Origin of the sequence: Streptomyces sp. 4N124 (assembly GCF_052245395.1) — a bacterium.
Classification (GTDB): domain Bacteria; phylum Actinomycetota; class Actinomycetes; order Streptomycetales; family Streptomycetaceae; genus Streptomyces.
Map to the genome: position 1 here is coordinate 16,580 of NZ_JBQQBS010000046.1, position 15,277 is coordinate 31,856.

The 15,277-nt window shown below is 69.9% G+C and carries 13 protein-coding genes; 4 read left to right on the top strand and 9 right to left on the bottom strand.

Annotated features, from left to right (window positions below):
• Nucleotides 1–77 precede the first annotated feature (77 nt).
• On the top strand, nucleotides 78–1,700 hold the full coding sequence (locus ACTWQO_RS34745; protein ID WP_443241361.1) for a serine/threonine protein kinase: 1,623 nt from the start codon (nucleotides 78–80) through the stop codon (nucleotides 1,698–1,700).
• Here ACTWQO_RS34745 and ACTWQO_RS34750 read toward each other — a convergent pair.
• Nucleotides 1,692–3,122, bottom strand: coding sequence for a serine hydrolase domain-containing protein (locus ACTWQO_RS34750; protein WP_443241362.1), 1,431 nt, complete (start codon nucleotides 3,120–3,122; stop codon nucleotides 1,692–1,694). The genes ACTWQO_RS34745 and ACTWQO_RS34750 overlap by 9 nt on opposite strands.
• 185 nt (nucleotides 3,123–3,307) lie before the next feature.
• On the opposite strand from ACTWQO_RS34750, the gene ACTWQO_RS34755 reads away from it, so the two are divergent.
• Nucleotides 3,308–4,333, top strand: a complete 1,026-nt coding sequence (locus tag ACTWQO_RS34755) for a hypothetical protein (RefSeq protein ID WP_443241363.1) — start codon at nucleotides 3,308–3,310, stop codon at nucleotides 4,331–4,333.
• 36 nt (nucleotides 4,334–4,369) lie between these two features.
• On the opposite strand, the gene ACTWQO_RS34760 is transcribed toward ACTWQO_RS34755, so the two are convergent.
• From ACTWQO_RS34760 to ACTWQO_RS34785, 6 genes are all read right to left on the bottom strand, one after another.
• Complete coding sequence (locus ACTWQO_RS34760) at nucleotides 4,370–4,873, bottom strand: DUF6328 family protein (protein ID WP_443241364.1); 504 nt, start codon at nucleotides 4,871–4,873, stop codon at nucleotides 4,370–4,372.
• A gap of 91 nt (nucleotides 4,874–4,964) precedes the next feature.
• The gene (locus ACTWQO_RS34765) at nucleotides 4,965–5,948 is read right to left on the bottom strand and encodes an aldo/keto reductase (protein WP_443241365.1); all 984 of its coding nucleotides are present in this window, start codon (nucleotides 5,946–5,948) and stop codon (nucleotides 4,965–4,967) included.
• 114 nt (nucleotides 5,949–6,062) lie between these two features.
• Nucleotides 6,063–7,508, bottom strand: coding sequence for a GH1 family beta-glucosidase (locus ACTWQO_RS34770; RefSeq protein WP_443241366.1), 1,446 nt, complete (start codon nucleotides 7,506–7,508; stop codon nucleotides 6,063–6,065).
• 91 nt (nucleotides 7,509–7,599) lie between these two features.
• On the bottom strand, nucleotides 7,600–8,541 hold the full coding sequence (locus ACTWQO_RS34775; RefSeq protein ID WP_443241367.1) for a carbohydrate ABC transporter permease: 942 nt from the start codon (nucleotides 8,539–8,541) through the stop codon (nucleotides 7,600–7,602).
• Between the two features lie 13 nt (nucleotides 8,542–8,554).
• Nucleotides 8,555–9,583, bottom strand: a complete 1,029-nt coding sequence (locus tag ACTWQO_RS34780; protein ID WP_443241368.1) for a carbohydrate ABC transporter permease — start codon at nucleotides 9,581–9,583, stop codon at nucleotides 8,555–8,557.
• Nucleotides 9,584–9,786: 203 nt separating this feature from the next.
• Nucleotides 9,787–11,100, bottom strand: a complete 1,314-nt coding sequence (locus ACTWQO_RS34785; RefSeq protein WP_443241369.1) for an extracellular solute-binding protein — start codon at nucleotides 11,098–11,100, stop codon at nucleotides 9,787–9,789.
• Nucleotides 11,101–11,383: 283 nt separating this feature from the next.
• Here ACTWQO_RS34785 and ACTWQO_RS34790 point away from each other — a divergent pair, with 283 nt between their 5' ends.
• Nucleotides 11,384–12,400, top strand: a complete 1,017-nt coding sequence (locus ACTWQO_RS34790; RefSeq protein WP_443241370.1) for a LacI family DNA-binding transcriptional regulator — start codon at nucleotides 11,384–11,386, stop codon at nucleotides 12,398–12,400.
• Between the two features lie 71 nt (nucleotides 12,401–12,471).
• Here the strand turns inward: ACTWQO_RS34790 and ACTWQO_RS34795 are convergent, their stop codons facing one another.
• On the bottom strand, nucleotides 12,472–13,161 hold the full coding sequence (locus ACTWQO_RS34795) for a ribonuclease H family protein (RefSeq protein WP_443241371.1): 690 nt from the start codon (nucleotides 13,159–13,161) through the stop codon (nucleotides 12,472–12,474).
• A 46-nt stretch (nucleotides 13,162–13,207) separates the two neighbouring features.
• Nucleotides 13,208–14,005: a VOC family protein gene (locus ACTWQO_RS34800; RefSeq protein WP_443241372.1), complete on the bottom strand. Its 798-nt coding sequence runs from the start codon at nucleotides 14,003–14,005 to the stop codon at nucleotides 13,208–13,210.
• A gap of 174 nt (nucleotides 14,006–14,179) precedes the next feature.
• Between ACTWQO_RS34800 and ACTWQO_RS34805 the strand changes: the two genes are divergently transcribed.
• The gene (locus ACTWQO_RS34805) at nucleotides 14,180–15,190 is read left to right on the top strand and encodes a zinc-binding alcohol dehydrogenase family protein (RefSeq protein WP_443241416.1); all 1,011 of its coding nucleotides are present in this window, start codon (nucleotides 14,180–14,182) and stop codon (nucleotides 15,188–15,190) included.
• The last annotated feature ends 87 nt before the right edge of the window (nucleotides 15,191–15,277 follow it).

Below are 15,277 nucleotides of genomic sequence, written 5' to 3' on the forward strand. Positions count from 1 at the left end.
TGCGGATTCGTTGAACGCACACCAATGCACCCGTCGTACCTCTCTGAGAAGGGTGAGAGCCAGGGGTTCAGCGAGGGATGACCATGGTCAAGGCGTACGTCTCCACACACGAGTTGGTCGCCGGAAGGTACCGCCTCCTGGAGGTCCTCCATCGCGAGACGAACCGCATCTGCTGGTACGGCGAGGATGTCGAGGCCTCACGGCCCTGTCTCCTCACGCAGACGGTGCTCCCGGCCGACTCCGACGGGGAGACCGTGCGGCGGGCCACCGCCCGGGTGATCCGCATGTCCGAGACCATGGGGCTGCTGCGTCCGGGCAAGGTGGCCACGGTCGTCGACGCGATCGAGGAGAACGGCACCCTGTGGACCGTCACCGAGTGGATCGACGGCATTCCGCTGGGGGAACTCCTCGCGCAGGAGGGCACGTTCAACCATGTACGGGCGGCGCGGATCGGCCTGGAGCTGCTCGATGTGCTGGAGGCGGCGCACGGCGAGGGCATCACACACGGCGAGCTGAGCCCGGGGCAGGTGTTCGTGCGGGAGCGAGGGCCCCTGGTGGTCACCGGCTTCGGCCTGGCCGGCGCGACCCTCGTACCGCGCGTGACGGCACCGTCGTACGCCTCCCCGGAACAGGCCCGTGACGAGCGCATCGGCCCGGCGGCCGACCTGTGGGCCCTGGGCGCGCTCCTCTACACGATGCTGGAGGGCCGCCCGCCCTTCCGTGAACGCGACCGTCCCGAAACGACGTTGAAGGGGGTCGACAAGCTTCCGCTGCGCACACCGCTGCGCGCCGGACCGCTCACCCAGCTGGTGCAGGGGCTGCTCCGCAAGAACTGCCGGGAGCGGCTGACCCGGCCGGTGGTCCGCGAGGCACTGGTCCGTGTGCTCAGCGAAGACCCCGAGATGGTCGCACGGTCGACGTCGCGGCCCCGGCTGCGCGGGGTGTACGCGGCGGCCCTGCACGCGAGTGAGGGATGGAGCCGGCGCACCATGGTCGCCGGGACGGCGCTGGCGGTCGTCACCGTGTCCGTCGCCGTCCTCGCCGTGTCCCGCCAGGTCTCCGACAACGACAGCACGTCCGAGGCCGGTACGGCACCACGGCCGCCGGCTTCGGCGTCCGTTCCGGGGCAGCAGACCCCCTCGCCGCCCGTGACACCGTCCCCCACCCCGACGCCGACACCCACGCCCACACCCACTCCGACTTCGGCGTCCCCCTCCCCCACAGGCACGCCCCTGCCGCCCGGCTTCAGCCGCTACCACTCCCCCAAGGGGTTCTCGCTCGCCCTCCCCGAGGGCTGGAAGCCGCTGCAGGCCACCCGCCAGGCCGATCTGGCCTACCGGGTCGTGCTCGGCAAGGACGGCGACCCGCGCACGCTCGCCGTCACCTACAGCGAGGCGGTGGGCCCGGATCCGGTCGCCGTGTGGCGGGACGACGTCGAGCCCGCGTTGAAGCAGGACGACGACTACCGGCGGCTCGGCGACATCCGCGCGACGACGTACCAGGGCCGTGAGGCCGCCGACATCGAGTGGCTCATCGATGTCGACGGCACGCGCTTGCGCACCTTCGGGCGCGGGTTCCTCATCGGCGACCACCGGGGCTACTCACTGCGCTGGACGACCCCGGCCGACGACTGGGACGACGCCGCCAACCGTGAGGCGCTGGACACCTTCCTGCGGACCTTCCGGGTGCCGTCAGAGTGAGGCGCGGGGTCCGCGCATCGTGCGCAGCGCGCCCTGGTGCAGCGGCTGCGTGAGCCACCGCGCGGTGAAGGTACCGTCGGTGAGCGAGCACGTCACGACCAGGTGGTGCGGCGTCTCCAGGAAGGCGATGTCCACGACGAGGGTGTCCGCGTCGCTCCACCCCCCGCTCACCGCGAGGGGCACCGGCTCCTCGATGACGGTCCAGCCGTCGTTGCCGATCGGCACCTGCAGCGGCTGCCCGTCGTCGATCAGCGCCAGGTTCCGGCCCTCGGTGATGTGCACCGCGGTCAGTGTCGGCTGGGCCTCGCACACACCGCCGTGCGGCGCGAAGTCGGCGGCGGACCAGGCCTCCGCACGCTCCGGCGGTGCCGGCTTGCCCGCGGCCGGCGGCAGTGCGAGGCGCGCCAGCCGCGCGGCGAGGGCGGTGTCGCGCTCCTCGTGGCCGGGCAGCGGCGTGGCTCCGAACGCGGGCAGCAGGTGGTCCCAGACGAGGTTCAGAAGCTTCTGCATCTGCTCGGTCGCCGCGGTCGTCGCGATCACCGCGTCGTGCTCCGGCAGCACCAGGCAGAACTGGCCGAACGCCCCGTCGCCGCGGTAGCCGTGCCGGGACATCCAGAACTGGAAGCCGTAGCCCTGCTGCCAGTCGGTCCCGGTCATCTCCACCCCGGCGTTGGAGATCTGCGCCCGCGTGGCCTCGGCCACCCACTCCTCGGTCAGCAGCCGCTCGCCCTCCCACACGCCGCGCTGCAGATACAGCTGGCCCAGCCGGGCGACGGCGTCGGTGGTGGCGTGCAGTCCGCTGAAGCCCAGCTCGCCGCCCGACCCGTCACGCAGCCACGCCGTCTCGCCGATGCCGAGCGGATCGAACAGCCGCGGCCGCAGATAGTCCGTCAGCGACTGACCGCTGACGCGCCGCACGATCGCGCCGAGCGTGTACGTCGTGGGCTGGTTGTACGCGAACACGGTCCCCGGATCACCGTCCGGCGGCAGCAGCAGGAAGCCGCGCACCAGGTTCTGGTGGTCGAGGGCGAGAGCGGGGTACAGGGTGTCGGCCCCATGGCCGCTCGCCATGGACGCCACGTGCCGTACGAGCATGGCGCGGCTGCGCGGATCGGTGATGTCGGCCTCGAACTCCGGGAAGTACGAGATCACCGGGGCGTCGAAGTCGAGCAGCCCCTCGTCGGTGGCGAGCGCGGCGGCGGCTGCCGTGAAGCTCTTGCTGAGTGAGTAGAGGAGATGCGGGCGGTCTTCGGTGTACGGCGCCCACCAACCGGACGCCACGAGGTGGCCGTGCCGCATGATCATCAGGCTGTGCGGCTCGATGTCCGGGGCGGCGTCGAGGGCGTCGAGGAAGGCGTGGATGCCGGACGCGTCGACGCCCTGGGCGGCGGGGGTGCTCTGAGGCAGCGGGCGAACACTCATGCCCGCATCCTCTCCCGGCAGGCCGCCGTGATCGAGGGGTGGGCCGACGAACAATCGAGGAGCGAGCCGACGAACGGGAGACGAAACGCACGGGGCCGAGGCCGGGAAAAGCCTCGTCATGAGCCCCGATAGGCTTCCTGTCGCACCTGTTCCAGCCCCGGCAACACCTTTCAGGAGAGTCACCCGTGACCCTGGCGACCGTCCCGTCCGAGACGTCCCCCGCGCCCCTGTCCGATCTCGTGGCGCGGGACGCCCGCGAGTTCGGGGTCTATGCGCGGACCGGAGGCTGGGCCTTCGGCCTGATGGTGGCGCGCAGCGTACGGCCCGGCGGTCAGGGCGCGGACGAGACGCCGAAGGTCTCCGCGAAGGAGTTCGCCGAGCTCGCCGGCTGCTCCGCCGACCGCGTCATGCGCTACTACAAGGCCTGGGACCGGGCCGCCGACGACGGTCTCGTCCCGCACTTCGAGGAGCTGGCGCCCGGCCAGGAGGTCGAGCTGCCCGACGCGGACGTATGGCTCAGCTACTACGTCTCGCGCAACAGCGCCGCCTCGGAGCGCGGTACCGCCATCGCCGAGGCGGCCGAGGCCGAGGGCATCCGGCCGACCAAGGCCCTCGAAGTCGCCGAGAACCCCACCGCGCTGCGCGCCGCGATCCTCGCGGACCCTTCCACCGCGCAGGCGGCCCGCCAGGCACTCCTGGACCGCGTCCGTGAAGACCCGGAGCTCCAGGCCGAGTTGGCCCGTGACATCGTGCGCACCGACGACCTGAAGAAGGCCGTCGCCGCCGAGAGCAGGTCTGCCGACCGGATCGGATACGTCCGCCAGATCGCCGAGTCGGGCCAGATCAAGACCCCCGCCGGGCAGACCGTCGACGCGCCGGTCGACGTACGCCAGGAGGCAGAGCGGCATCTGTCCCTCATCGACGAGCTGGACGAGGCGGAGGACCCCGGCGAGTGGGCCGGCGAGGCCTACGACACCATGAAGTCCCTCGTCGCCGAGACCGTGGAGGCCGACCCCGAACTGCGCGTGCAGGAGCGGCGGACGAAGTTCTACAGCAGTCTTCAGCGGGCGACGAAGGTGTTCGAGGAGCTGACCTTCGACGACGCCCAGGACTTCTACGAGGACGACATGGTCCAGCAGCTGGAGGAGCTTCAGCAGGCGATCAGCACATGCATCGTGGCGCTGCGCGGGGCCCGTGGAGACGCTTCCTGATCACGTCTGCGATCACACAGGGCGACGGGCGCGGCCTCAGCGTGACGTGTGACGGTGCCGTGCCCACCACGGCGCACCGAACCAGCACAGGAGATACCAGGCCACGATTCCGCCGACGAGCCACGGCACATAGTCGTCGTGGCCCGAAGCGACCCTGAGGATCAGCAGGACCGCGGCGGTCATCGTGGCCAGCAGCAGCAGGAGGCCGGTGAGGGTCAGCCGGGAGGCCCACTCCACGGCCTGCGGTTTGATGCGCCGGCCGGCCACGAGCCGGTGCAGGGTCACCGGGCCGATCAGCGCCCCGGTGGCGGCGGCACCGAGGACGACGGTGACGATGTAGATGTTCTGGTCCGTGGTGTCCAGATCCACGAACCTGGGCGCGAACACGACCGTGAGCAGAAAGCCGAACAGGATCTGCACCCCGGTCTGTGCGACCCGGATCTCCTGGATCAGCTCGCCCCACTTGCGGTCGGCCCGCTCCTCCGGGGTCTCGTTGCGACCCCAGTCCTCGGTGTCCGCACTCTTTCTCGTGACCGACAAGGTTCCTCCCTGATCGATCGAACCCGTATCTGTCTCGGACCCCGAGTGCCCAGATTCGCGCGGTTCGATCGGTCAGGGCGGCAGGCCCCGGCTACCAGCGGCTCTCCACCTGGTCCTTGATCCGGCGGTCGTAGAGGTCCCGGATCGCGGTGAGCGTCTCGTCGGACAGCTCCGGCAGCTTGGCGGCGGCCGCGTTGGCGCGGGCCTGCTCGGGCGAGCGGGCGCCGGGGATGACCGTGGTCACGCCGGGCTGCTGGATGATCCAGCGCAGCGCCAGCTGGGCCGGCGTGCACCCCTCCGGGGCCAGCGCCGAGAACTCGGCCGCGGCCTCCACGCCCGTCGCGAAGTCGACGCCGGAGAACGTCTCACCCTGGTCGAAGGACTCTCCGTGCCGGTTGAAGGTGCGGTGGTCGTTCTCGGCGAAGACGGTGTCCTTGGTGTACTTGCCGGAGAGCAGCCCCGAGGCCAGCGGAACCCGGGCGATGATGCCGACGCCGGCCTCCCGCGCCGCCGGCAGCACCTCGGCCAGCGGCTTCATGCGGAACGGGTTGAGGATGATCTGCACGCTCGCCACATTCGGGCGGGCGATGGCGGTCAGCGCCTCGGCGCAGGTCTCCACGCTGACGCCGTACGCGGCGATGCGCTCCTCCGCGACCAGCGTGTCCAGGGCGTCGAAGACCTCGTCGGTGGAGTAGACGGGCGTCGGCGGGCAGTGCAGCTGCACCAGGTCCAGGCGGTCGACGCCGAGGTTGCGACGGGAACGGTCGTTCCAGGCGCGGAAGTTGTCCAGGACGTAGTTCTCCGGGATCTGGTCGACACGGCGGCCCATCTTGGTCGCGACCAGGACATGCAGATCGGGGCGCCCGCGCAGGAACGTGGCGATGGTCTGCTCGCTGCGTCCGTCGCCGTACACGTCGGCGGTGTCGAAGAAGGTCACCCCCGTCTCGGCCGCCGCCTCCAGCACCGCCAGGGCTTCCTTGTCGTCGACGTCTCCCCAGTCGGCACCCAGCTGCCATGTGCCGAGACCTACGACGGATGCCTGCTGACCCGACCTACCCAATACGCGCTCGTCCATGGCGTCAGTCTGTCATCCGTGATCCGCGCCCGCGGAACGGGGCGGCTTGTCCCCACCCCGTTACGGTGCGCGGGACGGCGTGCGTCCCGCGCACCGTAACGGGGTGGTCGTCTGTCAGTCCTCCGGCAGGGCGCCCGTGCGAGCCACGTCGGAGTACCACCGCGCGCTGGCCTTGGGGATGCGCTTGCCGGTCGGGTAGTCGACGTAGACGGCACCGAAGCGCTTGCTGTAGCCGTAGCCCCACTCGAAGTTGTCCAGCAGGGACCACAGGAAGTAGCCCCGGACGTCGACGCCGGCCACGATCGCCCGGTGCACGGCCGACAGGTGGCCGTGGAGGTAGGCGATGCGCTCGGGGTCGGCCACCTCGCCCGCCGGGTTCACGTAGTCGTCGAACGCGGCCCCGTTCTCGGTGATCATCAGAGGCATCGCGGGGAAGTCCGCCTTGAGTCTCATCAGCAGGTCGTACAGCCCGCTGGGGTCGACCGCCCAGCCCATCGCGGTGGTGCTGCCCGGCGGCCGGTGGAAGGCGACGTTGTCGGCGCCCGGCCAGGGGCTGTGCTCGCTCGCCCCGTGGCCGTCGGAGCCGTGGCTGGCCTCGCCGGTGGCGGCGGAGACGAGCGTGGGCGTGTAGTAGTTGACGCCCAGGAAGTCCAGCGGCTGGTGGATCGTGGCGGTGTCACCGTCCCGTACGAAGGACCAGTCGGTCAGGTTCTCCGTGTCCTGGATGAGATCCTGCGGGTACTGGCCTTCCAGCAGAGGGCCGGTGAAGACGCGGTTGGCCAGTGCGTCGATCCGCCGGGCCGCGTCCAGGTCCTCCGCTGCGTCGGTCAGCGCGCGGACGTGATGGATATTGAGGGTGATGGACGCCTGTGCGCGGGCGGGCAGTTCGGCGCGCAGTGCCTGAACGGCCTTGCCGTGGGCGAGGTTGAGGTGGTGCGCCGCGCGCAGGGCCGCGACCGGGTCGGTGCGTCCGGGCGCGTGGACGCCCGAGCCGTATCCGAGGAAGGCGCTGCACCAGGGCTCGTTGAGGGTGGTCCAGGTCTTCACCCGGTCCCCCAGCGCACGGGCTGCCAGCGTCGCGTAGTCGGCGAACCGGTCGGCGGTGGCCCGCACCGGCCAGCCGCCGGCGTCCTCCAGCTCCTGCGGCAGGTCCCAGTGGTACAGCGTGACGACCGGCTCGATGCCCTTTTCCAGCAGTGCGTCGGTCAGGGCGCGATAGAAGTCGAGACCCTTTTCGACGGCCGGGCCGCGGCCGGTCGGCTGCACGCGCGGCCACGACAGGGAGAACCGGTAGGCGCTCACGCCGAGGTCGGCCATGATCTCGACGTCTTCGCGCCAGCGGTGGTAGTGGTCGGTGGCGACGTCACCGGTGTCGCCGTTGCGGACCCTGCCGGGCGTGTGCGAGTAGGTGTCCCAGATCGAAGGAGTGCGTCCGTCCGTGGAGGCGGCACCCTCGATCTGGTAGGCGGCGGTCGCCGTGCCCCAGGTGAATCCCTGCGGGAACCTGATGGCGGTGGTGTTCTCCGGGGCGGGCGCGACACGACGGGTTGCGGTGGTCACGTGGGTCCTTCCAGATGTACTGCGGGGCGGAAGCGGCGAAGTGGGGTGGCGGGCGTCGAAGGGCCACGGCAGCGGGGGGACGGCGGGGCGGTCATCCCTTGACCGCTCCCTGCATGATTCCGCCGACGATCTGCCGGCCGAAGACGATGAACAGGGCGAGCAGGGGCAGCGTGCCGAGCAGTGCGCCCGCCATGATCAGCGACTGGTCGCGCACGTATCCCGCGCTGAGCTGGGTGAGGGCGACGGGCACCGTCGGATTGGTCATGTCGAGCACGATGAACGGCCAGAAGAAGTCGTTCCAGGCGTGCACGAACGTGATCATGAACAGTACGGCCATGGGAGGCCGGGCGATCGGCAGCACGATGCTCCAGAAGATGCGCAGGGAGTGCGCACCGTCCACCCGCCCGGCCTCGACGAGTTCGTCGGGCAGTGCCTCGGACAGGTACTGCCGCATGAAGAACACGCCGACGGCGCTGACGAGCGTGGGGAAGATGACGGCGGGCAGCTTCTGGCCCCAGCCCAGCTCGGTCATCATCATGAACAGCGGTACGACGCCGAGTTGAGGCGGCACCATCATCGTGCCGATCACGAGCATCAGCAGGATGTTGCGGCCCTTGAAGCGGAGTTTGGCGAACGCGAAGCCGGCGAGCGTGGCGAACAGCACCGTCGACAGGGCGATCACCCCAGCCACGATCAGGCTGTTGAGCATGGCCTTGCCCAGCGCGGCGTCCTGCCAGGCCTTGCCGAGGTTCTCCAGGAGGTTGGGTCCTGGCAGGAACGGCGGGGGCGTCTGGGTGACGCGCGTGTTGTCGGTCGACGCCGCCACCATCGTCCAGTAGAGCGGGAACAGGGAGAACAGGGCCGCGATCCCCAGCAGGATGTAGGCGACGGGACCCGCGTGGTGCTGACGTCCGGCACCCGGGTGCCGGAAGAGTTGGCGGCGCCGTCCGCCGGACGGAGTGTCCTTCCGGGCCTTCTTCGCGACCCCGGGGCGCGCCTCCGCCGTCTGTACCGGGATGCTGTCTGTGGTCATGGAAACCTCCCGGTCAGGCCTTGCGCGCCATGACGCGCTTGACGACTTGCTGGACGACGAACACGACGATGAGCAGCAGGAACATCGCCCAGGCGACCGTGGCGGCCCGCCCCATCTGGTAGTTCTTCCAGCCCTCCTCGTACAGCAGCAGACCCAGCGTCTGGTACTGGTTGTCCGCTCCCCCGGTGATGCCGTTCGGGCCCTGGCCGAAGATCAGGGGCTCACCGAAGAGCTGGGTGGCGCCGATCGTGGACAGGACGATGGTGAACACGATGGTGGAACGGATACCAGGGACGGTGACCTTCAGGAACTGCTGCCACCGCGAAGCGCCGTCGATGGCGGCGGCTTCGTAGCGGTCGCGCGGGATCGCCTGCATGGCGGCGAGGTAGAGCAGGGCGTTGTAGCCGGTCCAGCGCCAGATGACGATCGAGGAAATCGCCGTCTGCGCGGCCCACTTGTTGTTCTCCCAGTCGATGTTGTCGACACCGACCAGGCTCAGCATCCAGTTGATCATGCCGAAGTCGCGTTCGAAGAGCATCGTGAACACGAGGGCCGCGGCACCGACCGACGTGGCGTACGGCGTCAGGGCGGCGACGCGGAAGAACGTAGAGCCGCGCAGCCGGTAGTTGAGCAGATGCGCAAGGCCGAGCGCCATCAACAGCTGCGGCACGGTCGACAGGACGCCGATGGTGAAGGTGTTGAGCAGCGCGTTCCAGAAGCGCTCGTCGTCCCAGAGCGCCGTGTAGTTGTCGAAGCCGACCCACTCCATGAGGTTCAGGGTCGACAGTTCGACGCGGTGCAGGGAGATCCACGAGGTGTAGATGAGCGGGTAGAAGCTGAAGGCGGCGAAGACGACGAAGAACGGGGCGACGAAGGCGTACGGCGCGCCCCGGACGTCGAGACGGTGCAGCAGCGTACGGCGCCGCTGACGCTCGGCGCCGATGCCGGGCGCACCGTCTGGTGGTGTCGAGGTGGAGATGGCCACCGGAAGGCGTCCTTCCTGGAGGTTGAGGGAGGCGAGCAGGGACCCGGCGGCCCACATGGGCCATGCGTGGGGCGCCGGGCTGCTGCGGAGATGGGCAACGGGGCTCTAAGCAGGTCGGGCGAAGTCCACTGCGGGTCGGCAGCGCCGCGAAGGGGGCGGGGCTGTGTCGATTTGCGGCTCCGCCGCGCGGGCGCGACCAGCCACGACGGCGCCGCAGACGATCGACGGCATATCGCGGCACTTCAAGCGGACCGCTCAGGTCAGCCCGCGGCCTTCTCGATGCGCTCGTCCGTGGTCTTCCACGCCTCGTTCGGGCTCTTGTTCTGCGCTTCGATCAAGGTCAGACCCTGCGAGAAGATGTCCTTGATGGTGCCGTCCTTGCGGCCGAGCACCTGCTCGTCGGGGATCTCCTGGGCCGCGGCGCCGAAGATCTTCCCGATGGGCGCGCCGGCGAAGTAGTCGGACTTGGCGTCGACCACTTCGGGCATCTTCAACGCGGTCTGCGACGAGGGGAAGTTGCCGATCTCCTTGAAGAGGAAGGCCTGCTGCTCGGGGGCGGTGAGCCAGGCGACGAGGTCCTGCGCCTCCTTCTTGACCGGGCTCTTCTCCATCACGCCGAGGAACGATCCGCCCCAGTTGGCGCCCTTGGGCGCCTTCGCGACGTCCCACTTGCCCTTGTTCTTCGGGCCCGCCTTCTCGCTGATGTGCGCGAGCATCCACGCCGGGCACACGGTGCTGGCGAAGGTGCTGTTGGCCAGACCGGGGTCCCAACCGGGCTGGAACTGGCGGAGCTTGGCGGTCAGATCGGACGTGGCCGCCTCGGAGGCCAGCTTCCACGCGTCCTTCACGACAGGGTTGGTGGCGTAGATCAGCTCACCCTTCTTGTCGTAGAACTGCTGGGAGTCGCCGTAGATCATGGCGTTGAACAGCCCGCTGGAGCTGTCCATGAAGGCGACCTTGTCGTCCTTCGAGTTCTGCTTGAACCGCTTGCCCGCCTCGACGTACTTCGACCAGTCGCCCTCCCACAGCTTGGCGACCTCGTCGCGGTCGGTGGGCAGGCCGGCCTGCTCGAAGAGGTCCTTGCGGTAGCAGACCGCCATCGGGCCGATATCGGTGCCGAGGCCGATGACCTTCTTGTCCGAGGCGGTGACCTGGCTCTGCTTCCACGGCAGGAAGTGGTCCGTCCCGGCCACACCGGCCAGATCGACGAACTTGTCCTTCTGGGTGTCGGACAGTTCCTTGGCCCGACCAATCTCTATGCCCTGGATGTCCTTCAGCCCGCTGCCGGCGGCCAAGTGGGTCTGCAGGGCGGTGTAGTAGGTCTGCTCGTCGCCCGCGACGTCCGCCTTGATGACGACGTTCGGGTGCTCCTTCATGTACTTGTCGAGCAGCCCGGTCTCCTTGAAGCCCATGACGCCGAACAGCCCCATGGTGATGGTGACCTTGTCGCCGTCCCTCCCCCCACCGGTCCCCCCGTCACTGCTGCCTCCGCAGCCCACGACCAGGCCGAGAGCCGACGCGGCCGATACGGCGGCCACGACTCTCGTACGCAACTTCCTTCGGAACTTGTCCATTTCGTCCTCCAAGCGGCGGCGCTGACGCACCGGAGTTCGAGCCCCACGGACCGCTCCGTAGGCACGATTTGTCCGGTGGGTACGTTCCCAAACAGCAATGGGAACGTGCCCACCCAGGAGCCCGCAGCCTCGCCGCCCCGGAAGGCGTCTGTCAAGAAGTTGAATCCACTTCGTTGCGGAAAGATGTCGTGAGCCCGCGTCCGGACCCTGCGGGCGCTCTCCTCAGGTCTGGCACAATGCACAGGTGAAAGCCGTCCGGGCAGCGCCGAGCGAGGGAGGCGTCATGGGGGACAGACAGCTCCCGACCATCAAGACCGTGGCCGCGCGCGCCGGTGTCGGACGCACCACGGTTTCACGAGTCATCAACGGCTCCGAGCTCGTCAGCGAGAAGGCCAGGGCCGCCGTGCTCGCCGCCATCGCCGAGCTGAACTACGTCCCGAACTCGGTTGCCCGGGGGCTCGTGACGAGCAGGACGAACTCAGTGGCCCTGGTGATCCCCGAGTCGGAGAGCAGACTGGGCTCGGAGCCCTACTTCTCGGCGGTCATCCGCGGGGTCAGCACTGCCCTCGCGGAGACCCGCACACAGCTCCAACTGATGCTCGTACGCGACCAGTCCGAGCGGGACCAGCTCACCCAGTCGGTTGCGGAACGGCGTGTCGACGGGGTGCTCCTGGTCTCGGTGCACGAACACGACCCGCTGCCGGGGCTGCTGGAAGACATGGGACTGCCCACGGTGCTCGCCGGGCGCCGTTCCCCCGACGAGTCGCTCAGCCATGTGCACTCCGACAACGCGGGCGGGGCCGCGGCGGCCGTCGACCACCTCCTCGCGCGAGGGCGGCGGACCGTCGCCACCATCAGCGGACCGCTCGACATGGACGTGGCGCGCAGCAGGCTCCAGGGCTGGCGCGAGGCTCTCGAGAAGGCGGGCCACAAGGCCACGGACCGGCTTGTGGCCTCGGCCGACTTCACCGAGGAGGGCGGCGAGGCGGCGATGCGTTCACTCCTTGAACACATCCCCGAGCTCGACGCCGTGTTCGTCGCCTCCGACGTCATGGCGGCGGGGGCACTGGCGGAGCTGCGCAGGCAAGGCAGGAGCGTCCCCGACGACGTGGCCGTGGTCGGATTCGACGATTCCATCATCGCCCGGCACACCAATCCGCCCCTCAGCACCGTGCGCCAGCCCGTGGAGGAGATCGGCAGCATGATCGCCCACATCCTTCTGGAGGAGATCGGCGATCCCGAGGAGCCGCGTCGGGGCGTCACGCTCCCCACTGAGCTCGTCGTACGCGAATCGTCATGAGTCCGGACGCCCCGGACTTCATCGACCTCAACGAGACGACGAAGCCGTGGCAGGACGTGCGGCCGGCCTGATCAGGCGTCCGCCGTACGGCACTCCGGATGGCCCCAGCCCTGCGCGTTCTTGGCGATGGGCTCCCCGGCGGCGTACGAGCGGCCGCACAGGCAGCGGCCCGCGAACTTCGCCTTGATCGTGCGGGAGGAGCCCCCGCTCTTGCGCGGCCGGGACGCGGCGGCGGCCTTGCGGCGCGGGGCTCCGGAGGCCGGGGTGTCCGGCGAGGGCGGCGGCTCGGGTGAGCCGAGGTCGCTGCCCGCGGGTTCCTGGACGATCGCGGCCTGGCTCGCGGCTCGGTCGGCGAAGTCGTTGAGCGGGTCGCCGTCGACCTGGTGAGCGGGGACGTAACGGAAGTCGACCTTGCGTCCGTCGAGGAGTTCGTCGATGCGGACGACGAGATCCTGGTTGGCGACGGGCTTGCCGGCCGAGGTCTTCCAGCCGTTGCGCTTCCAGCCGGGCAGCCAGGTGGTGACGGCCTTCATGGCGTACTGCGAGTCCATCCGGATCTCCAGCGGCACGTCCGGGTCGACAGCCGCCAACAGGCGTTCCAGAGCGGTGAGTTCGGCGACGTTGTTGGTCGCCTTGCCGAGCGGCCCCGCCTCCCAGCGGCTCGGGGTCTCGGCCCCGTCGGCGACCACCCAGGCCCAGCCCGCCGGTCCGGGGTTTCCCTTCGAAGCCCCGTCGCACGCGGCCACCAGTCGTTCACGCATGTGCCGATCATGCCATGGACGGACCGGGCCCTGAATGTGGTGTGGGTCAGACGTCGGTGAGCTTGGGCATCTCACCCTGGATGGTCGTGGTGTCGATCACCGAGAAGTTCGCGCCCTGCGGATCGGTGAGCGCCGCGAACCGTCCGAAGGGGCTGTCCATCGGCCCGAACCGCAGGATCGCGCCGAGCTTGGTGGCCTTGGCGACGGCGTCGTCGCAGTCGGCGACACCGAAGTAGACGTTGATGTACGGCGGCACCTCGGGCGGGAAGTCCTCGGTCATCTTCATCCGGCCCAGGGCGGGGTTGCCTCCGACGTTGTAGACCCGGAAGTCCATCGCGTCGTCGTCCATCTGCTGGGACGTGTACGGGAAGACGGCGGGGAAGAACGTGTCCGACTTCTCCGGTTCACGGGTGAAGATCTCCGCCCAGCAGAACGCGCCCGGCTGGTCCATCGGCGCCTCGAACCCCTCGTGGGTGCCCGCCTGCCACACGCCGAACACGACGCCGCCGGGGTCGCTCGCCAGGCACATGCTGCCGAAGTCGCCCACCGCCATCGGTTCCATCACCACCTGGCCGCCGTTGTCACGGATCTTGGCCGCGGTGGCGGCCACGTCCGGCGACGCGAAATAGAGACACCACTGGGACTGGTCTTCCTGGCCGGGCATCGGCGGTACGACGGCGGCGACCGCCTTGCCGTCCACGTAGGCCTGGGTGTAGTTGCCGAACTCCGTCGCCTCCTCGCCGAACGTCCAGCCGAGGACGTCGCCGTAGAAGCTCTTCGCCCCCTCGACGTCGCTGAACATCGCATCGGCCCAACAGGGGGTTCCCTCAGGTTGTACCGCCATGACTGCGGCCCTCTCGGTGTGTTGGCTTGTCCGAATCGGGTGGGTTGGCTGTCCGGATTCTCACGCTAGTCACCCGTTGGCCGGACCGCGCGCCGAATGCGTGACTCCGTTCCAGACTGGAGGGGGACGGGGGCGGACTTCGGGCGGACGGGGTGCGGGATGGCGGACGGGACGATGCGGGCGTGGGCCGTGGTGCGACCGGCGCCCGTCGAGGAGGGGCCCCTCCGGTTCGTGCAGAGACCGGTGCCGGTGCCGGGGGACGACGAGCTGCTGGTGCATGTGCGCGCGTGCGGGGTGTGTCGGACCGACCTGCACGTGGCCGAGGGGGACCTGCCGGTGCATCGGCCGGAGGTGACGCCGGGGCATGAGGTCGTCGGCGTCGTCGCGGGGGTCGGGGCGGGGGTGCGCGGGTTGGGGGTCGGCGACCGGGTGGGGGTGGCCTGGCTGCGGCGGACCGACGGCACCTGTGCGTACTGCCTGCGCGGGGCGGAGAACCTGTGCCCGCACTCCGAGTACACCGGCTGGGACGCCGACGGCGGTTACGCGGAGTACACGACCGTTCCGGCCGCCTTCGCCCACCGGCTCCCCGAGGGCCTCGACGACGTGGCGGCGGCGCCCCTGCTGTGCGCCGGGATCATCGGCTACCGCGCTCTGCGGCGGACGTCGCTCCCGCCGGGCGGGCGGCTCGGGCTGTACGGGTTCGGCGGCAGCGCCCATCTGTGCGCGCAGGTGGCTCTGGCCGAGGGCGCCACCGTGCATGTGCTGACCCGGGGTGCCGCGGCGCGGCGGCTGGCGCTGGAGCTGGGGGTGGCGTCGGCGCGCGGTGCGCACGAGGCGCCGCCGGAACCGCTGGACGCGGCGATCCTGTTCGCACCGGTCGGCGACCTGGTCCCGGTCGCGCTGCGCGCCCTCGACCGCGGCGGCATCCTGTCGATCGCCGGGATCCACCTCACCGACATCCCGTCCCTGCGCTACGAGAGCGAGCTGTTCTACGAGAAGGAGTTGCGCAGCGTCACCTCCAACACCCGTGAGGACGCACGGGAGTTCCTGGCACTGGCCGCCCTGCACGACATCCACGCCACGACGCACACCTATCCCCTGTCGGCGGCCGATCGGGCGCTGGCCGACCTCAAGCACGGCCGCTTCGACGGGGCGGCGGTGCTGGTGAACGACGTGGCGCGGTGACGGCGTACGACCACTACTCAAACGGCGGCGAGGATGTCCGGTCAGGAGCGTAGGCGCATGGCCGTCACGCGAGGGATGCCGCCGTGC